The organism is Brevundimonas sp. BH3 (assembly GCF_045345115.1).
Classification (GTDB): domain Bacteria; phylum Pseudomonadota; class Alphaproteobacteria; order Caulobacterales; family Caulobacteraceae; genus Brevundimonas.
Map to the genome: position 1 here is coordinate 1780548 of NZ_CP150796.1, position 19122 is coordinate 1799669.

General features: G+C 57.9%; 19 protein-coding genes, 3 tRNA genes and 1 other RNA gene. 15 read left to right on the plus strand and 8 right to left on the minus strand.

The window, feature by feature from the left end:
• Positions 1 to 63: 63 nt before the first annotated feature.
• Genes WEU32_RS08675 through WEU32_RS08685 form a run of 3 tightly spaced genes read right to left on the minus strand, consistent with a single transcriptional unit; the run spans position 64 to position 1642 of the window.
• Complete coding sequence (locus WEU32_RS08675; protein ID WP_167177310.1) at positions 64 to 678, minus strand: NADH-quinone oxidoreductase subunit C; 615 nt, start codon at positions 676 to 678, stop codon at positions 64 to 66.
• Positions 675 to 1295 carry an NADH-quinone oxidoreductase subunit B family protein gene (locus WEU32_RS08680; RefSeq protein WP_167177307.1) on the minus strand — a complete coding sequence of 207 codons (621 nt, stop codon included), beginning with the start codon at positions 1293 to 1295 and terminating at the stop codon, positions 675 to 677. Before WEU32_RS08680 ends, WEU32_RS08675 begins: the two co-directional genes overlap by 4 nt.
• Positions 1265 to 1642: an NADH-quinone oxidoreductase subunit A gene (locus WEU32_RS08685; protein WP_312136937.1), complete on the minus strand. Its 378-nt coding sequence runs from the start codon at positions 1640 to 1642 to the stop codon at positions 1265 to 1267. Before WEU32_RS08685 ends, WEU32_RS08680 begins: the two co-directional genes overlap by 31 nt.
• Before the next feature lie 408 nt (positions 1643 to 2050).
• Between WEU32_RS08685 and WEU32_RS08690 the strand changes: the two genes are divergently transcribed.
• Positions 2051 to 2127 (plus strand) — tRNA-Asp (locus WEU32_RS08690).
• Positions 2128 to 2250: 123 nt separating this feature from the next.
• Here the strand turns inward: WEU32_RS08690 and WEU32_RS08695 are convergent.
• Positions 2251 to 3498 carry a glycosyltransferase gene (locus tag WEU32_RS08695; RefSeq protein WP_406851614.1) on the minus strand — a complete coding sequence of 416 codons (1248 nt, stop codon included), beginning with the start codon at positions 3496 to 3498 and terminating at the stop codon, positions 2251 to 2253.
• A 276-nt stretch (positions 3499 to 3774) separates the two neighbouring features.
• On the opposite strand from WEU32_RS08695, the gene WEU32_RS08700 reads away from it, so the two are divergent.
• Positions 3775 to 7062 (plus strand): autotransporter domain-containing protein, encoded by a 3288-nt coding sequence (locus WEU32_RS08700; RefSeq protein ID WP_406851615.1) that lies wholly within the window; start codon positions 3775 to 3777, stop codon positions 7060 to 7062.
• 324 nt (positions 7063 to 7386) lie between these two features.
• Here WEU32_RS08700 and WEU32_RS08705 read toward each other — a convergent pair.
• Positions 7387 to 7460, minus strand: a tRNA-Gln gene (locus WEU32_RS08705).
• Positions 7461 to 7682: 222 nt separating this feature from the next.
• Here WEU32_RS08705 and WEU32_RS08710 point away from each other — a divergent pair.
• From WEU32_RS08710 to WEU32_RS08750, 9 genes are all read left to right on the plus strand, one after another.
• Positions 7683 to 7759, plus strand: a tRNA-Pro gene (locus tag WEU32_RS08710).
• A 76-nt stretch (positions 7760 to 7835) separates the two neighbouring features.
• Positions 7836 to 8390: a DUF924 family protein gene (locus WEU32_RS08715; RefSeq protein WP_406851616.1), complete on the plus strand. Its 555-nt coding sequence runs from the start codon at positions 7836 to 7838 to the stop codon at positions 8388 to 8390.
• 75 nt (positions 8391 to 8465) lie between these two features.
• On the plus strand, positions 8466 to 9785 hold the full coding sequence (locus WEU32_RS08720; RefSeq protein WP_406851617.1) for a hypothetical protein: 1320 nt from the start codon (positions 8466 to 8468) through the stop codon (positions 9783 to 9785).
• A gap of 158 nt (positions 9786 to 9943) precedes the next feature.
• Positions 9944 to 10867 (plus strand): CsgG/HfaB family protein, encoded by a 924-nt coding sequence (locus tag WEU32_RS08725; RefSeq protein WP_406851618.1) that lies wholly within the window; start codon positions 9944 to 9946, stop codon positions 10865 to 10867.
• A 128-nt stretch (positions 10868 to 10995) separates the two neighbouring features.
• The gene (locus WEU32_RS08730; RefSeq protein WP_406851619.1) at positions 10996 to 11853 is read left to right on the plus strand and encodes a thymidylate synthase; all 858 of its coding nucleotides are present in this window, start codon (positions 10996 to 10998) and stop codon (positions 11851 to 11853) included.
• Between the two features lie 20 nt (positions 11854 to 11873).
• Positions 11874 to 12173: a phosphoribosyl-ATP pyrophosphohydrolase gene (locus WEU32_RS08735; protein ID WP_167177293.1), complete on the plus strand. Its 300-nt coding sequence runs from the start codon at positions 11874 to 11876 to the stop codon at positions 12171 to 12173.
• An 87-nt stretch (positions 12174 to 12260) separates the two neighbouring features.
• Positions 12261 to 12932 (plus strand): aquaporin, encoded by a 672-nt coding sequence (locus WEU32_RS08740; protein ID WP_406851620.1) that lies wholly within the window; start codon positions 12261 to 12263, stop codon positions 12930 to 12932.
• Positions 12933 to 12988: 56 nt separating this feature from the next.
• Positions 12989 to 13516 (plus strand): dihydrofolate reductase, encoded by a 528-nt coding sequence (locus WEU32_RS08745; RefSeq protein WP_406851621.1) that lies wholly within the window; start codon positions 12989 to 12991, stop codon positions 13514 to 13516.
• Between the two features lie 14 nt (positions 13517 to 13530).
• Positions 13531 to 13851, plus strand: coding sequence for a YbjQ family protein (locus tag WEU32_RS08750; protein ID WP_167177289.1), 321 nt, complete (start codon positions 13531 to 13533; stop codon positions 13849 to 13851).
• 34 nt (positions 13852 to 13885) lie between these two features.
• Here the strand turns inward: WEU32_RS08750 and WEU32_RS08755 are convergent, their stop codons facing one another.
• The 3 genes from WEU32_RS08755 to WEU32_RS08765 all read right to left on the minus strand — a co-directional run bounded on the left by WEU32_RS08755 (position 13886) and on the right by WEU32_RS08765 (position 16545).
• Positions 13886 to 14986, minus strand: coding sequence for an NADH:flavin oxidoreductase (locus WEU32_RS08755; RefSeq protein WP_406851622.1), 1101 nt, complete (start codon positions 14984 to 14986; stop codon positions 13886 to 13888).
• Between the two features lie 88 nt (positions 14987 to 15074).
• Positions 15075 to 15347, minus strand: a complete 273-nt coding sequence (locus WEU32_RS08760; RefSeq protein ID WP_406851623.1) for a hypothetical protein — start codon at positions 15345 to 15347, stop codon at positions 15075 to 15077.
• Positions 15348 to 15477: 130 nt separating this feature from the next.
• Entirely contained in the window at positions 15478 to 16545 is a 1068-nt protein-coding gene (locus WEU32_RS08765) for an Mrp/NBP35 family ATP-binding protein (RefSeq protein ID WP_406851624.1), read from the minus strand.
• Positions 16546 to 16631: 86 nt separating this feature from the next.
• Between WEU32_RS08765 and miaA the strand changes: the two genes are divergently transcribed.
• The 4 genes from miaA (at position 16632) to WEU32_RS08785 (ending at position 19104) form a co-directional block, all read left to right on the plus strand.
• Positions 16632 to 17519, plus strand: a complete 888-nt coding sequence (miaA, locus tag WEU32_RS08770) for a tRNA (adenosine(37)-N6)-dimethylallyltransferase MiaA (RefSeq protein WP_406851625.1) — start codon at positions 16632 to 16634, stop codon at positions 17517 to 17519.
• Between the two features lie 15 nt (positions 17520 to 17534).
• Positions 17535 to 17904: a transfer-messenger RNA gene (gene ssrA / locus WEU32_RS08775) on the plus strand.
• A gap of 105 nt (positions 17905 to 18009) precedes the next feature.
• Positions 18010 to 18516, plus strand: coding sequence for a ClpXP protease specificity-enhancing factor SspB (locus WEU32_RS08780; RefSeq protein ID WP_312812821.1), 507 nt, complete (start codon positions 18010 to 18012; stop codon positions 18514 to 18516).
• Between the two features lie 69 nt (positions 18517 to 18585).
• Positions 18586 to 19104 carry a hypothetical protein gene (locus WEU32_RS08785; RefSeq protein WP_406851626.1) on the plus strand — a complete coding sequence of 173 codons (519 nt, stop codon included), beginning with the start codon at positions 18586 to 18588 and terminating at the stop codon, positions 19102 to 19104.
• Positions 19105 to 19122 lie beyond the last annotated feature (18 nt).

A 19122-nucleotide genomic window follows, 5' to 3' on the forward strand; every position in this document is an offset into this window, starting at 1 on the left:
TCGAAAGGATCGACAGTGACGCCGAGGGGACGCGCGGGGGTGTTGTGTCCGTCATCCATAGACTCAGGCTCCTGCCTTCTCGTCGCCGGGCAGCGGATATTCCGCACCTTCCCACGGCGAGAGGAAATCAAACGAACGGTATTCCTGAGCCAGTTTCACCGGCTCATAGACCACACGCTTCTGCTCTTCGTCGTAACGAACCTCGACATAACCCGTCATCGGGAAGTCTTTACGCAGCGGGTGCCCCTGGAAACCGTAGTCGGTCAGGATGCGGCGCATGTCGGGGTGATCCGAGAAGATCATGCCGTACATGTCGAACGCTTCGCGCTCGAACCAGCCCGCCGACGGATAAACCGAAACCACGCTGGGAACCGGCTTCACTTCGTCGGTCTGGACCTTGACGCGCAGACGTGCGGCGCGGGTCAGCGACAGCAGGTGATAAACAACCTCGAAACGCTCTTCGCGATCCGGATAGTCGGCACCACAGACATCCATCAGTTGCTGGAAGCCAAAGGTGTCACGCAGCGACTGCATGACTTCGACAATCTTTTCACGCGGGGCGATCAGGGTCAGTTCGCCAAAGGCAACAACAGCCTCGACACCCAGTGCCGCGACCATTTCCGTACCCAGCGGGGTCAGGGCCGATTCACGCTCGGCCACGCGGACGAGCTCGCTCATCGTTCAATGCTCCCGGTACGACGGATCTTCTTCTGCAGTTGCAGAATACCGTACAGCAGGGCTTCGGCAGTCGGCGGGCAGCCCGGGACGTAAACATCAACCGGAACCACACGGTCGCACCCGCGAACAACGCTGTAGCTGTAGTGGTAATAGCCACCGCCATTGGCGCACGAGCCCATCGAGATGACGTAGCGCGGCTCGGGCATCTGGTCATAGACCTTGCGCAGAGCCGGAGCCATCTTGTTGGTCAGGGTGCCAGCAACGATCATCAGGTCAGACTGGCGCGGCGAACCACGCGGTGCCGTACCGAAACGCTCCAGGTCGAAGCGTGGCATCGACAGGTGGATCATTTCCACGGCGCAGCAGGCCAGACCGAACGACATCCACATCAGCGACCCCGTACGGGCCCAGGTGATGACGTCGTCCAGCGAGGTCGTCAGGAAGCCCTGCTCACCCAGTTCGGTGTTCACGGCCTCGAAAAACTTGTCGTGGACCTTGGGATCATATCCCTCGACGGTCGAACGAGCGGCAGTGCCAGCGGGCACCAATGGCGACGACGGTGCAATAACCGACGACGAAGGCGTGATCACTGCCATTCCAGTGCTCCCTTCTTCCATTCGTAGATGAAGCCCACGGTCAGGACGCCGAGGAAGGCCATCATCGACCAGAACGCAAAGATCATTTCACCACGCGACAGTTCAAACAATGACACTGCCCACGGGAACAGGAACGCGATCTCGAGGTCGAAGATGATGAACAGGATCGACACCAGATAGAAACGGACGTCGAACTTCATGCGTGCGTCATCAAAAGCATTAAAGCCGCACTCATAAGCCGACACCTTTTCGGTGTCCGGATTCTTGGGAGCCAGCACCCATGCTGCGAGCATGAAGGCGCAACCCAAAACTATTGCGATCCCGAGGAAAACGACGATCGGTAGGTAATCTAGAAGAAATTCATTCATTCGAGCTGCCTCGCCCGCCGGTTGGAGGGGGCGGATTCGGCGCTTCTTAGACCCAACTTCGCCAGTGTTCAAACCCATCAGGCCAATAAGGCCACATTGAGAATGGTTCTCAAAACACTGGCGTTTTCAGAGGTCTATGTTACGCCAAGAAAACGACTGTATTGGTGACGCTTGAACCACATATATGTTCCGCGCCCTACCCCTGCTTTAAGCGCAAACGACGGTCGAAACGACGCAGCCTCTCGGCACCCGCGCGTCCCATCTCTGTTCTAACGCGGCCAAGTTGCGGATATTTTCGATAAATTTCGCTAAAATGCATTTATCCACAGACTGGTCGCTTGACGGCGGGCTCAGCCCCGCATAAACGACGCCCCTCGCCGCAGCGCATCGCCGCTCCGGCTGGGAAACGCGGGTGTAGCTCAGTTGGTTAGAGTGCCGGCCTGTCACGCCGGAGGTCGCGGGTTCGAGCCCCGTCACTCGCGCCACTCTTCTTCTTTAAAGACTTATCGAAGCAAGAGTGGCGCAACCGCCCTTTTCTCTTTCCAACCAGTTAAACCCGATCACAAGTCGTCTCCGCTGGAGCGCGATCAGATTCTCTGACCGTCCACTCAACCGGTCAGACGAATATCTGGCGCAGGCATAGCGAACTCCGGACAACCGCTAACCTCGCCGTAAAGCAGGCTCAGCTCTTCAAACACACGCGGCCATGCAAACTGCTCGACCGTCTTGACGCGCGCTGCAGCACCCAGCGCCTCGATATCGCGTTCAAACAGAGCCTCTATCGCCTCTGCATAGTCATCAGCATTGGCACGCTCGGCCAACTGCCCCACCCGCTCATCGACCGTTTCGGCCACGCCACCCGAATTAACGCCCACCACGGGACGGCCACAGGCCATGGCCTCCAACACGATCAAGCCGAACGGCTCCTTGTCATTAGCATGAACAAAGGCATCGGCACTGGCCACTATACGAGCCACGGCCTTGGGATCTTTTTCATAATCGAGAGCAATCACCCGATCTTCGGCAGGCATACCCTGCCCCGCCCCGACAAGGATTAGGTAGTAGGGATCGCCCAGCTTCTGCACCGCATCGATCAGCACATCGACGTTTTTTTCTTTGGCTGGTCGCCCCGCAAAACAAAGAAGGCGGGCTTCTTGAGGCAACCCTGTACGCTTTAACAGCCAGTCGCGATCACGTCGGTCAGGGTGGAAGGTATCCACCTCGACCCCTAACGGGCGGATGACAATATTATTGATACCCGCCTCTTCCAAGCGGCGCGCAATAAAGCGGCTGGGGGATACCACGCGGTCAAATTGTGAAAAGACCTTGGCCCAGCGCTTCTCTACCGGCTTCTTTGCCCATTCTCCAAAATGCAGCGCCGCAAGAGCCGCAGGATCCGAATGGCAGAAACCAACAACAGGTGCTCCAACCCGCTGCCCTGCCTCTAACGCTCCCTGTCCTGCACTGTAAGGGTCCCCCGCCTCGATGACAGACGGGTTTAGCGCCGACACCCACGCCCCCCATTTGCGCGCAGAACTGGGCCAGCGATAGCCATCACCAAAAGGCAGCTTGGGAGATCGGATGCGAACGATTCCGTCAGCGTCTATATGATGTCTCGCTCCCGGCACAACGAGGGTGTGATCCACCCCCGGCCGGTTCGCCGCCAGCCAGGTTCGTTTGGCCTGAAGATAGCGCTTCACACCGCCAGAACGCGGTGCAAACAGCATGGTCGTATCGACAAGTCGTGGTCGTTCGGATTGCGCCATAGCCTTTAGGCGGCTGAGCGTATTGCCAATTTGCTCGTCAAGCGCGGGAAGAAGACTGAATTCGGCTTCCTGGATATCAACCTGACTCATCTATCTCTCAAATCCACCGCAAGGATTACCTGAACGCACCAAACGCATCCAAGATGCAGAAGGTCGTAAACGAATCGCTTTGCACCTGATCGCAAAGCTTGAGCACCACTGCACAGTTACATCGTTGTAATATGACAGTGCTTGATTGACACCAAACCACGCCTAAAGCCTTGCATTCGCCTTAAAACTGAGAAACTTGGAGTCAACGGGCGAATGACCTGCTAGACGGTCTGCTTGCTTCACTGACGACTGATTGCCTTGAGGGATTTGTTTCGAATGCGTGCACTACTGGCCACAGCAGCAGCGATTGCGCCTCTTGTCGTCGCTTCTGGCGCCTTTGCAGAGACTGTTGTCTCCACAGCCCGTACCACCCCGATCCTCACGTCCACGGCAACGGGTACGGGTCCAGACAGTGTCCGTATCGCGAATAACGGCTCGATCGCTGTGAACAGCGGCACAGCTGTCACCATTGATTCATCGCACGACTTCAAGACTGATGCCGGTTCCTCCATCAAGATGGAGAAGTCTGCTGACGGTTCGACCGGCGTGCTTGTACAGCCCGGTCACACCAGCAACATCACCCTCGGCGGATCCATCAACATCACGGATTCGATTGAAACCTATCCGGATGACAACAAAGACGGCGTGCCGGATGGCCCTTGGGCAGCGGGCAGAAACCGCATAGGTCTGCGTTTCGCAGGACCGGGCGTGTCGACCGGCAATGTGCTGCTTGAAACGACCAGTGTCATCAATGTCGAAGGCAATGATTCTCGCGGTATTTCGGTTGAAAGCGACCGCGTTGGCAATCTGACCAACTATGGCAGCATCAATGTTGTTGGTGATCGTTCGACCGCTGTGCACCTTGGTGGCAGCACCACAGGTAACGTGAACTTGCTGGGCTCGATCAAGGCCACCGGCGAAGGCGCAATGGGTATTGACGTCCAAGGCGATGTCGATGGGCGTTTTAATGTACAAGGCACTGTCATTTCGACGGGCTACCGCTACACGACCCGTCCGGGCAACAAACCCGAAACCGGTGCGCTCAATGGTTATGTCTATTACGAAAACCTCGATGCCGATGACCTGCTGCAAGGTGGACCGGCGGTTAATATCTCGGCGAACCTGACCCAGGGCCTACTGCTGGACAGCGGCCCGACCTATGGTTCCGGAGGTATCGACGGTGACGATGACGGTGACGGCGTCAAGAATGGTGACGAGGACGATGACGGCGACGGCATCAAAAACCGTGAAGACCCAGACCGTGATGGCGATGGTCTAACCGACGCCAACGAGGGCCGTGCTTCGGTTACGTCCTATGGCGGTGCACCTGCAATCCAAATCGGGTCGGCGACGCGAGACATCGATCTGGGTGTTACCGGAACCGGCGATAATGCTTATGGTATCGTCAACCGTGGCGCGATTGCAGGTATCGGCGTCTATGACGGTGTTCATTCGACCGCCCTCAAGGTTGGTGTTGATGGCGGTCATGCGGTCAATATTGCGGGCGGTATTCGCAACTCGGGCGAGATCGTCGCTACCAGCCTGCATGCCAATGCAACGGCTATCCAGATGGGAGCTGGCGCAAACACTCCGACCATCAATAACTCGGGCACGATCCGCGCTACCGGCGTTTCAAACACCGAGAGCCAGCTGACGGCGATCAATATCGATGCCGGTGCCAACCTCGGCAGCATCACCAATACGGGTTCGATTGTTGCGGATGTTACCGGTGGGAAATCTTCTGTAACGGCTATCAATGATGCGTCCGGCAGCCTGACCAGCTTCGTCAACAACGGCACAGTTCTGGCCGTGGTGGCCCCCTCGGATAGCAAAGATACCGTTACGGGTTCGGCTACGGCGATCAATGCCTCAAATAATACAACCGGCTTCTCGTTCGTTCAGGACGGTATCGTCGGGGGCGTTGTCGACGGCGTCGTCGATTCCGATGGTGATGGTGTTCCCGATACCAAGGAACCGTCGCTCACCGGCGACATCAAACTGGGATCGGGTGCCGATACGATCGATATCCGCAACGGTACCGTGAATGGCGACATCTCATTCGGTACCGGTGCAGACAGCCTGCTGATCTCGGGCGGCGCTGTGGTTACGGGTAAACTCGATTCCGGCGACGGCCTGCTGTCGATCGACATCAGCAAGGGCACTTTGGACGCACGTCAAAGCGGCGTGACGGACCTAACCTCGCTGAATGTCGGCTCCGAAGGCACCCTGGTCGTCACACTTGATCCGACCAATGCAGCCAATGGCGGCTTCAAGGTCAATGGCAATGCAACCTTGGCCGACGGTGCTGGCATCGGTATGCGTTTCGACAGCCTGATCAAAAACCCGACAAGCTTCACGATCATTGACGCCGACACCCTGAACCTTGGCGAGTTGGATGAGCTTTCTCTGAAGGAAAACTCGCCATACGTTTATGACATTGGTCTGGATGACAGCCAGGCGGCTGATGGCAAGCTGAACATCACCGCCGAACGCAAATCTGCCAGCGATTTGAATATGATTGCCGTCGAGGCCGATGCCTATGACGTGCTCTATAATGGTCTTGAACAAAACGATGCGATCCGCAACGCCCTGTTGAGCCAGACGTCACGCGAAGGCTTCTTCGAGCTGTACGAGCAGATGCTGCCTGACCATTCTGGCGGCCCTCTGATGTCGTTGGCAGCCGGTGTTGATGCTGTGACGCGTGCCCTGACCGGTCGCAATGCCTCGGCTGCTCAAGGCGAAACCAGCGCCTGGGTTCAGGAAATCAACTTCTACGCCGACAAGGATAAGACCGACTCCTATGGCTTCCGTTCGGAAGGCTTTGGCGTTGCCGGTGGCATCGAACGCGGAACGCGTGCGGGTGCCTTGGGCTTGTCCGTCGCCTTCACCTCTTCGGACATCGAAGATCCGGAATCGGCTGCCGAAGAAGTCCTGTCTGCCAATCTGCTGGAACTGGGCCTCTATTGGCGCGCTCAGGGCCAGGCATGGACCACATGGGCCCGCGCGGCTGGGGGCTATGCATGGATGGACGCCACACGCCGCCTGGTCGCTGATGGCATCAACCTGAAGAACGAATCCGACTGGAATGGCTTCACCTTGTCGGCCGCAGCCGGTGCATCCTACGAGAAGCACTATGGTCGCCTGAACATCCGTCCTGAAGTCTATGCCGAGTACTTCTCGCTCAGCGAGGATGCCCGTACCGAAGTGGGCGGTGGCGACGGATTCGATCTGGAAATCCAGGATCGTGACAGCCATATCTTCTCGGGCGTAGCTGCAGTGAACATCGGTTACGGCTTTGGTCAGGACGGCTGGATTCGTCCAGAGTTCCGTGTTGGCTATCGCCACAACTTCTCGGTTGATACCGGCGATACGATTGCCCGCTTTGCTTCGGGTGGCGATTCCTTCCTGCTGAAGAGCCAGGGCATCGAAGGTGGCGGCCCGATCCTCGGCTTCCGTCTGAATGTCGGCAATGCACTGGGTATGCTGTCCGTCACGGGCGACGCAGAACTGCTGGAAGACTATGTACGCTACACTCTGTTGCTGCGCGCCAGCTTCAAGTTCTAAGCCGTATCAGGCAGCTGCAAGCAAAGGGCCGGTGGAGCAAATCCACCGGCCCTTTTTTATCGCTCAGACCGCTCAGACCGCTCAGACCAGGGCCAAGCGCCATGTATTTATGAAACCGGCAGCAGACATCGAAATCTCATGCAGATTCGATGGGATCAGAACGACCTCGCCGCGATTTTATCTCGACCTCGAGGCAGAGCGCCCTCTTTCAGCAATGCAGATTCGCATCCTCCGGCACGCCTTACGAATTAACCCGCGCTCAAAATTTGCTTTTAAGCACCAAAGCAAAAAGGCCGCCCGTAAGGGCGGCCTTTTGAAATCCGATGGCTGGGGAACTAGGACTCGAACCTAGAATGACGGTACCAAAAACCGTAGTGTTACCATTACACCATTCCCCACCGCTTCGGTGACCCGCTAGGGCGTTGCGCCCCGGCGAGGTCGGTTAGATATGCCAAGCTTTTACGGAACGCAACGCCTTTCTTGCTGATTTTGTAGAAAATTTCATCGATCAGCGTCTTTTTTCAAAAGTGCATTTTCCTACTTGCAGCACCATGATGTGCTGGTTATAAGCCGCCTCCTCAACGCCGGTCGGACACGTTTCAATCGGTTTAGAGTTAAGTCGGAGTGTGGCTCAGTCTGGTAGAGCACCGCGTTCGGGACGCGGGGGTCGTAGGTTCGAATCCTATCACTCCGACCATCTTCCTGATTAATCTGGAAGTTACAGAGGCCACCCTAAGGGTGGCCTTCTCTGTATCAGCGTCTATGTTTTGCATATGACCGACACACACCTGCCCTCGCCCGCCGATGTCATTTCCTTCTGGACCAAGGCCGGACCAGAAAAATGGTTCGCCAAGGATGATTCCTTCGATCAGGCTTTCAAAGCGGAGTTTCTGGAGGCTCACTATGCTGCAGCTCGCCGAGAGCTTGATTCTTGGATGAATACAGCCGATGGCGCTCTGGCTCTGCTGATCCTGCTGGATCAGTTTCCTCGCAATTGCTTCCGCAATACCGGCCACATGTTCGCAACCGATTCATTGGCGCTTTATTTCACCCGTCAGGCCATTGCCAAAAACTATCAGCACAACGTTGCCAGCGATTTGCTGCCATTTGTGCTTATGCCGTTGATGCATTCAGAAGATTTGAAAGACCAAAACGACCTGATCGACCTTTTGGATAAGTCAAAATACGAGAATACCTACAATTATGCAGTGATCCATCGCGATGTAATTGCCCGTTTTGGTCGCTTTCCACATCGCAACGCATCCCTAGGTAGAGAAACGACTAGCGAAGAATCAGCCTTTCTGAATGAAGGGGGTTTTTCAGGTTAGAAAGCCCGGCTCTTTAAGCTAACGTTCATGTTAAGCTCTGCTATACGACATTCATAACTAAAGCAGAGCTTATTCATGTCGTTTTCACCTTGTAGCACTGTCGCTGCTGTCGTCGTCGGCACCCTTGCTATGGTCCTACCTGCGTCAGCCGAAGCTCAAATGTTCTTCGGTCGAGGGCGTCAGGCTCCATCGACAGCGATTAACGAAGTGCCTCGATGCATCCAAAATCTGGGCACCATCACCATCGCGGACACCCAGAACCAAATGTTCAATCAAATGGGATTGGGCGCGCCGGGCGAAGTTTTGCGCCATCTGATACGCGAATCCGGTTGTTTCCGCCTGATCGAACGTGGTCCGGGTATGGATGTTATTGAACGGGAACGCGGTCTGGGCGCTGCGGGCCGTATCCGCACCGCAGACTTCGTACTGGTTGCGGAACTGGGCAATTCAATTGACGCAGACACGTCGGACCGTAGCCGCGGCCTGATGGGTTCTCTCGCATCTTCAGGGGGGCGCTTACTGATGCAAGCTGGCGTTGCAGCCTTAACGGGCAGCGAAGGTGGGGCCGAAATGGGCCAAGGCATGAGCCAATTGCTAAGTATGGGCAGCAATCTGGCCAGCAGCCAGATAGATCAGACGCTAAACAGCCGCACTGTCGATTCCCTCAAGGGCCTCCAGAAGGATATCGGTAAGGGCAAAGAAGATGCCCAGATCATCATGTCCATTGCGAGTGTGCCGATGGCAGAGACGGTTGGTTATACTCGCGCTATCGCCAATGAGAACGAACTGCGCCGCCTGCGGATTCGCGACAACCATTTCGGTGGTCGTGTGGGGGCCGGCTATGAAAGCGAAGACGAAGGCAAGGTTATCGCTCTGGCCCTCGTACGCGCCTATTCCGACCTAGTTGTTTCGCTTGGCGGCACAGGCTCGGACACGCCCGAGGTTGTCATAGCCAACCGCGAGGCCATTGCCGCCGCCGAAGCCGATCGTCGCCACGAAGAAAGCCGCGCATACCGCGCTGAACAGGCCGAGCGTGATCGCGCAGAACAACGCCGTCGCGCCGAAGAAGATCGTATCCGTGATGAAATCCGTCGCGAAGAACGCGCGCGCTACGAAGCCGATAGAGCGGCCAATGAACGTGCTGTAAACAATCGCGATAACGACTACCGCGACACGACCGTCACGGCTTCGCGTCCGGCGTCGTCGGTCACCCAGATCACGGTCAGCCGTAATTCTGTCCTGCGTAACAGCCCAAGCGGCGAACCGCTCCAGGCCGTACAGCCGGGCGACACTCTGCTCGCGACCGGCCGCAAACAAGGCGCTTGGCTGGAAGTTGAAGTGACCGATGGCAGTCTTGGTTGGGTGCAAGAAGACCGTGTCAGCAGCAAAAGCTGACCTAGCGTCAAAGTAACATGCTTGACGCGTTTTCGGTGGCATTACCTTCTTAATCAAGTCATGTATTGGGTATAATAAAGGCCAAATAACGCCTGCCCGATATTTTAGCGTTCAATCTAAGTTTACAGGACTACGCCGTGAAACTTTCGCCAAGAAATGTGGCAATCGCCGCTACTATCCTGAGCCTGTCCATGCCTGGTCTGGCCGAAGCGCAAAACCGCCGTTCTGGTGCGCAGCGCACTCAAGACCAGCAAATGGCGAATATTCCGCGCTGCACGACCAATCTGGGCAGTGTGACTATTGCCGATGGCCAGTCGGACTATTGGCGCGAACTTCAACTGTCGCCCCCGCAATCTCTGCTGCGCGTCGTGATTCAGCGTTCCGGTTGCTTCACCCTTGTTGACCGTGGCACTGGCATGAATATCGCCGAACGCGAACGCGAGCGTGCTCGTGGTGGCGATCTGCAACGCGGCTCGAATGTTGGTGGCGGTCAGGTTCGCGCCGCCGACTATGTGCTGGTTGGCGAGATTGCCAGCCAGAACGACAACACCGGCGGCAGTGCTCTTGCCGGTCTGGCGGGGGCAGCTCTGGGTGGCCGCGCCGGTGCCCTGATCGGTGGCCTGCGTACACGCAACATGGAAGCCAATACAGTTCTTTCGCTGACGGATGTCCGCACCTCGGAAACCCGTGCTGTTACCGAGGGTTATGCCTCGCGTAGCAATATGTCGTGGGGCGTAGGCGCTGCTGGTTTTGGTGCTGGTGCACTGGGTGGTGGCGCTTATGAAAACACCGAGATCGGACGCATCGTGGCCGCTTCCTTCATTCAGGCCTATACCGATCTGGTGACCCAACTGGGCGGCCTCAGTGGCAATGCTGCGGCCGAAGCGCCGATCCAGACCTATACGGTCCAACAGGCTTCGACCCTGCGTTCCAGCCCGAATGGCGGTTCGGTCGTTCGTGCTCTGCCGACGGGTCTGCGTCTCTATCCGACTGGCAAACGCGAAGGCGTGTGGTGGGAAGTCATGGACGATAACGACAACATCGGCTGGGTTCAAAACGAGCGTCTCGCGCCCGGAACCTAAAACATCCACAATACGGATGACACGATAACTCAACGCCCGTCGCTACTTAGCGGCGGGCGTTCTCATTTCTGTGAAGCGATAGAATCAGCCGCTGCCAACCAACCCGAATCGGAGGCATCCTGTGGCTCATGAACGCGCACGCAGCCCTCGCCGATTTGGAAAACCGCCTTCACGCGGCCCCTGCTGACCATCCCGAATGGCAGTATCTCAATCTGTTGCGCGACATTCTGGAAAATGGCTCCGAACGCGGCGACCGCACCGGCACAGGGACACTCGGCGTATTTGGTCGCCAGATGCGTTTTGACCTGTCCAAAGGCTTCCCGCTTCTGACCACCAAGAAGCTGCATACGCGCTCGATCATTGTCGAACTTTTGTGGTTCCTGCGCGGTGAAACCAACATCCGCTGGTTAAAAGAAAACAAGGTCAGCATCTGGGACGAATGGGCCGATGCCGATGGCGAGCTTGGTCCGGTTTACGGCAAGCAATGGCGTTCGTGGGCGGCCCCTGATGGCCGCGTGATCGACCAGATCGAAAAACTGGTTGATGGCCTGAAGAACAACCCCAATAGCCGCCGCCACATCGTTTCGGCATGGAACCCCGCCGATGTCGATGACATGGCGCTGCCGCCCTGCCACTGCCTTTTCCAGTTCTTTGTGGCCGATGGAAAGCTGAGCTGCCAGCTGTATCAACGCTCGGCCGATGTCTTCCTCGGTGTGCCGTTCAACATCGCCTCCTATGCGCTGCTGACCATGATGGTAGCGCAGGTGGTGGGTCTGGAACCGGGCGAGTTCGTCCATTCGTTTGGCGATGCCCACCTGTATTTGAACCATCTGGATCAGGCCCGCGAGCAACTGACCCGCACGCCGCTGGCCTTCCCGCAGATGCAGATCGCGCCGCACACCGACCTGTTCGCCTTTGCTCCCGAGGACTTCACCCTCACCGGCTATGAGGCATGGCCCCACATCAAGGCCGCCGTTTCGGTCTGATCCACTCCCAAAGCCCCCAAATGAATCTCAAAGACCTTCAAGCCGATGTGCTGCGCATTTCGGACATCTATGCGGCCGAGCATAATATCGACCGTGACCGCGACTGGGCACTCCTGAAGCTTCAGGAAGAGCTTGGCGAACTGACCAAGGAACACCTGAACCTTAGCGGCCGTGCGCGTGGCGAGGCCAATCCGCAGGCTCAAGCCGACGAGGCCGCCGATGTGCTGGGCATGTTGCTGATCTATTGCGAGCGTGCCGGTATCGACATTGAATCGGCCATGGAACGCAAATGGCTTCAATGGCTTAAGCCGAAAACCTAAATTTACACACAACATCGGTTTTTAAAGTCACACTCCTTCTCGTGAGGCTGAGTCTTTCAGGCTCCAACCATGAGAGGGAGGACTTCCATGATTAAGAAGTTTGCGGCCGAACTGATCGGCACGGCTGTTCTTGTATTCTTTGGATGTGGTGCCGCCGTTCTGGCCGGTTTTGATGTTGTAGGCCAGTTGGGCATCGCTCTGGCCTTCGGTTTTGCCATTATCGCCATGGCCTATGGCATTGGTCCCGTGTCGGGCTGTCACGTCAATCCCGCGGTCAGCCTCGGTGTCTTTGCCGCCGGTCGAATGAGCGCAAAAGATATGGTGATCTATTGGATCGCCCAGTTCATCGGTGCCGTTATCGGGGCTATGATCCTTGGCGCGATTGCAAAGACCGGTTTTACCCAACTGGGCCAGAACGGTTTTGATGCCGGATCGCCCGGCGGCTACAGCCTACACGCCGCTCTGATCTTCGAGATCGTGGCCACGGCCATCTTTGTGATCGCCATTCTGGGTGTGACGGGTGCCAAGGGTCACGGCGCATTTGCCGGTGTTTCCATCGGTATCACCCTGGCTGTCATCCACATTGTCGGCATTCAGGTAACCGGCGTTTCGGTCAATCCGGCCCGCAGCTTCGGTCCTGCCATTCTGGCTGGTGGCCAAGCTCTGTCGCAGCTTTGGGTGTTCATCGTGGCCCCGCTGGTTGGCGCTGTGCTGGGTGGTCTGCTGTTCCGCTTGAAACTGCTGGAACCGGAAGCTTAACCTAGGGACAAAGGGGGCGGCACCGCTGCCCCCGATTCCCTTCCGGAGACTACCCCTTGCACCTCGCCCAGATCGCCCTTGTCGTTGCCCGTGGCTCTAATGGTGTGATCGGACGCGACGGTAATCTTCCGTGGCGCATTCGCTCGGATCTGCAACGCTTCAAGGCTGTCACCATCGGAAAGCCCTGCATTATGGGCCGAAAAACGTGGGAAAGCCTGCCGCTTCGCCCCCTGCCCGGTCGACTGAATCTGGTGCTGACCAAGGACGAATCCTATCACGAGAGCGAAAAGGCCAAGGGCTGTGTGGTGGTCACCAGCCTCGATGAAGCCCTGTCCATGGCCCGTGAACAGGCCGCCGACGATGAGGTCAACGAAATCTGCATCATTGGTGGTGCCGCCATTTTCGAAGCCGCCCTGCCGCGCGCCAAACGCCTCTATATCACCGAGGTCGATGCCGCCCCCGACGGCGATGTTCTGTTCCCCGCCTTTAACGAAGCGGACTGGACGGAAACCCTGAACGAAGCGCATCCTGCGGGCGAGAAAGACGACCACGCCTTTACGTTCCGCACTCTGGAACGCCGCTAACAGGAACCACCGCAATGCTTGTTGCGACTACAAATGATCTGGCCGGATACCGCATCGTCAAACATCTGGGCATGGCACGCGGCGTGACTGTCCGGTCCCGCAATGCTGTTTCCGACTTTGTCGGCGGCATCCACGCCATGATCGGCGGGCGCATCACCGCCTATGTAAAGCTGGCCGAGATGGGCCGTGCCGAGGCCTATAGCGAACTGATCAATCACGCCCAGAGCCTCGGAGCCAATGCCGTAATCGCTGTGCGCTATGACGCCACTGAGATCATGCCCGGCACCACCGAGGTCCTGTGTTACGGCACCGCCGTGGTGGTCGAACCCGTATAAAAAAGGCCGGAGCGATCCGCTCCGGCCTTTTCTCTTAGGTCAGCTGCATCATGTGCGAACGGTCGAAATCGACCATATCGCCTGACCGGCCTTCCTTGACCTTCTTGACCCAGTTCGGGTCCGACAGAAGCGCACGACCCACGCCGACCAGATCGAACTCTTCGCGCTCCAGACGGCGCAGCAACTCGTTCAGATCTGCACGATCGGCACCCGCCCCCTTGGACAGGCTGGCCAAGAACTCGCCGTTCAAACCAACCGAGCCTACAGTGATGGTCGGCTTGCCCGTCAGCTTCTTGGCCCAACCGGCAAAGTTCAGGTCTGAACCTTCAAATTCCGGCTCCCAGAAACGGCGCTGCGAACAGTGGAACACATCCACACCCGCCTCAGCCATCGGCAACAGCCAGTCGGCCATTTCATCGGGCGTCTTGGCCATCTGGACGCTGTAGTCCTGCTGTTTCCACTGTGACAAACGAATAATCAGCGGCATATCTTCACCAATACCGCGACGTACCGCCTTGATAACCTCGATGCCCAGCTTGCTGCGCTCGGCCAGGGTTTGCCCACCCCACTGGTCATTGCGGCGGTTCAGGCCATCCCAGAAGAACTGGTCGATCAGGTAGCCATGCGCGGCATGGATTTCGACAGCATCAAAGCCGACTTCGCGGGCATGTCGGGCCGAGGCCTCGAAACCGGCAATCGTGTCGGCAATGTCCTCGTCGGTCATCGGCTCGTATTTGGCCTTGTCGGGCATAACGAGGCCCGACGGCGCATCCACCTTGCCCAGCGGCTGCCAGTCCGGCGATGCCCCGCGCGCCGATCCCACATGCCAGATTTGCGGCGCGATCAGGCCACCAGCAGCGTGAACCTCGTCCACCACCTTCTTCCACGCCGGCATGGCATCGCCGTAGAAATAGGGAATGTTGGCGTCATTGCGGGCTGCGGGGCGTTCAATCGTCGTGCCTTCGGTGACGATCAAGCCCACCTCGCCCTCGGCGCGACGACGGTAATAGGCTGCGACGTCATCGGTCGGAATACCGCCCGGCGAGAACATCCGCGTCATCGGGGCCATAACTACCCTGTTCGGCAGGGTCAGATTCTTGATTGTGAAAGGCTGGAATAGAAGATCAAGGCTCACGCAGCATTCTCCGGAGTTTGGTTATTCCGAAGATGGTTCACCTTGACGCGGGTTTAAAGGGTCCGTTGCGATTTTAAACTGTGTCAGCCTAAATTTCGCGCGCAACCAGCATGGCATCGGCCATATTATATGCCAGTCGCGCCACAGCCTCGTCCTTGGAATAGTTCTTACGGCCCATCAAACGGTCCAGTTCGGCCACCGCCATCTTGGAATAGATGGTGGTCGCGTGATCCAGTGCAGACATGGCGAAATCGTCACGCAAATTGCGCTCGGGTATCTCGCCCCGGACTTTCGGTGCCGTGCCGCTGTCTTTCAGCGACTCTCGCAAAGCAAAACCCCGTACGGGCGCAAACTCGCTCATCGGTTTTCTCCAACGCTACTCTACGCCCCGATGAGATGGGGGCACGAAGCTATGGTGACAACCAAAAGTGGCAAGGTTCGGTCAAACTGTAACAGTTAAGCTCAATAAAAGTTACAGTCTGCTATGCGACCTATAGGGACAGCGCCTCTATCATAGCCGCAGCCACGGCATCGAAACGCTCGGCAGCCTCTCCGAACGGCACCGCCACAGTGACAGGCACACCGGCATCGCCCCCCTCGCGCACCGATGCGGACAGCGGAAGATCGCCCAGATAGGCCACACCCAAACGCGCCGCCTCGGCCTCTGCGCCGCCCTTGCCGAAGACTTCACCGCTCATATTTTCGATCAGGCCCAGCGTCGGTACGCCCACCTTCTCGAACAGCGTATGGGCGCGGCGGGCATCGGCCAGCGCCACTTCTTGCGGCGTCGAGACAATCACAGCGCCATCCAGCGGCGTTTTCTGGATCAGGGTCAGTTGCACGTCACCTGTACCCGGCGGCAAGTCCACCACCAACACATCCAGCGGTTTTTCCGCCGTTCCCCAACGGGTCTGGGTCAGCATCTGGGTAATGGCCTGCGAGGCCATCGGGCCGCGCCACACCATGGCGTCATTGCCAGCGGTCAACAGGCCCACCGACATCGCCTTCAGGCCATGCGCCTCGTGCGGCACCATCTGGCCGTCTTCATAGGCAGGCTTACCGGAAATCCCCAGCATGGTCGGCATGGACGGGCCATAGACATCGGCATCCAGTATACCGACCGACAGGCCGCGCTTGGCCAGTGCCACCGCCAGATTGACCGAAACAGTCGACTTGCCCACGCCGCCCTTGCCGCTGGCCACGGCCAATACGCGCTTCACATGGGCCGGACGGTCGGTCGGGACCGGTGCCTTGGGCCGGTTCTGGTCCACGGCTTGCGGCGACAGACTGGCCGTGCGGCGCTGGGGTTTGGCCACAGTCTCCGCCGTCAGGATCACCGAGACACGCTCCATGCCCTCGATAGCCTTAAGTACCGCCTCGGCCTGATCACGCACCGGCGCATAAAGGGCGGTATCTGCTGACGGCACCTCGATCACAAAGCCCGAGCGGCCGTTCTCCACGACCAGTCCTTGAACCAGTCCAGCCTGAACCAGTCCCTTGCCGGATTTCGGGTCGATAACAGTATCCAGAACAGCGGTGACAGTGGCGCGGTCGATCAAGGTGATAACTCCAATCCTGCCGACGGGTCTTGCCGCATCGGTCCGCGCCTTCTATCGCCTGCGGACAAGAACCGCGAGCCTCACCCTTGTCTAATTCGAATCCACAGCCCTCCATTACCCTGATCGGTGGCCCGACGGCCTCCGGCAAATCGCGGCTGGCGCTGGATTTGGCGATGGAAACGGGCGCGGTCATTATCAATGCCGACAGCCAGCAGCTTTATGCTGATATGGAGGTCCTCAGTGCCCGCCCCCCCCTTGAAGACGAAGCCAAGGCCCCTCACCGCCTCTATGGCGTGGCCGATGCAGGCGAAGCCTGGTCGGTCGGCAAATGGTCCCGGGCGGCACTGGATGAAATCTGCCGCGCCCATGCCGACGGCAAGAATGCCATTCTGGTGGGTGGAACGGGCCTGTATTTCAACGCCCTAACCAAGGGTCTGGCCGATATCCCGCCCGTGCCGCCCTTTATTCGCGAGATGGTCGAGGAAGAATACGATATCGGCGGCGAAGAGGATTTTCGGGCGACCCTGCGAGAGATCGATCCCGAATCCGAAGCCCGCATTTTCCCGTCAGATCGACAGCGTCTGGTACGCGCCCTGTCGGTGTTTCGGACATCGGGCAAATCCCTGACCGAGTTCAAGGCCGAAACACACCCCCTGCTGCGCCCTGAAAGCTGGAGCGGCATCATCGTCGATCCGGAACGCGACGTGCTTTATGCCAATTGCGACCGCCGCGTGGATATCATGCTGGAAACCGGAGCGATCGAAGAAACACGCGCGCTGATGGCACGAGGTCTAGATATGGGCCTCCCCGCCATGAAGGCCGTGGGTCTGCGCGAGATTGCCGCATGGCTGGACGGTCAGATGCCCCGCGAACAAGCCGTTTCGGCCATGAAACAGGCCACCCGCAACTATGCCAAACGTCAACTGACATGGTTCCGCAACCAGCAGGCGGACTGGCCCCGCAAACGTCCGTAAGGAATCCGTGCACGCCGCCTTGTCGGCTGAACAAAGCCGTCCTATATTCAATGCGTTCGGGCTTGCTCGGACTATGGCGATAAACGCGCTTGTAATAAGCGGACCGGACCCGGGTGCGATTCCCGGCGGCTCCACCAATCTCTTCCTCTTCGCGTTATCGGCGAGGCGAGTACGGGGCCGACTAGCATCGACGGACGTGTAAAGAGGTTGCTTTCGCCCGACGTGGCTCATCGTATCGGGCTAATTAAACTAAATGCGAACGATAACTTCGCTGGTGAAGTCCGCCTCGCTGCGTAATGCAGTTCGGTGATTTCCGATCTAAGTCCTAGGGGTTCAGATCCCTAGGCGGGGCCCGGAGGGTGCCTGCCAACAGAAACCCTCCACTTCTCCCGATACAATTCATAAAAAACGTGTTGCCGCTGGCCACAGTTTCTTTCATCACACTCGCAGACCGCTACACACGCCGGTCGCGCGAGTTTTGAGGCCAACGATGACCGACCAACAACCCCCGATTGACGAGATGCAGTACGAGCAACTGGCTCAGGATGCATTGCGTGGCGTCATCAAATCTGCGCTGGAACGCGCAGCCTCTCCCGAGGGCATTCCGGGAGCCCACCACTTCTATATTACCTTCAAAACGCGCGCCGCTGGCGTGTCGCTTCCAGCTGATGTGATCGCTAAATACCCCGACGAAATGACCATCGTCCTACAGCACCAGTACTGGGATATGGCGGTCAATGACGACCTGTTCACGGTCACGCTGAAGTTCGGCGGTCTGCCCAAGGTTCTGACAGTGCCCTATACGGCCATTGTGCGCTTCTATGACCCCAGCGTGCAGTTCATGCTTCAGTTCGACGAGCCGGAAACCATCGAGGCCGAAATCGCCCCGCTGCTGACACCTGTGCGCGATCCCGAAGCGGCCCCGCCCCCTACGACCGGCGACGATGACGACAGCGGCCCGAAGGTCGTGTCTCTGGACCAGTTCCGCAAGAAATAACGGCAACTATAGAGCCCGCTTTTCGTTATGAACCAGACGCCGCACCTTGCGTCTGTACGGAGCGTTTTCATGATTAAAAACAATCGTGCCGCCTTCACCATCGCGCTGGTCGCCATTACAGGCAGTCTGGCACTGTCCGCTTGCGGGTCGCCGGAAAACAATCCGCCGGCACAAGCGCCTGCCGATCCTGTTGCTGCGGAACCCGCACCGGCGGCTACGGCACCTTTGACCGGTGAATGGGCTTCACTGGAACCGCTGGTCAGCCAATATCCCAGCCAGAGCGGCCTGTTTGAGACCTCGGTCATTGCCGCGCCGCTCAAAACCCTGCTGGGCGACAAGTTTGAAACCTTCAAAACCAATATGAAGGTTGAAAGCCCGCTGACCCGTGAAGGCAATGTCCTTTATACCAGCGGCAACAAGCCCCACGATGGTGGTATCAATGCGGCCTATCTGCTGATCGACCCCGCCGTCAAGGCGATGGAAGTCGGTCTATGGGAAGGCGGCAAGCTGACCACCTATCCTGCTGGCGGCACCTCCATCGCAAAGCCCAAAGACATCCAGACGCTGATAAGCAACGCAGCGTCCTGAGCACACCCCAAATGGCCG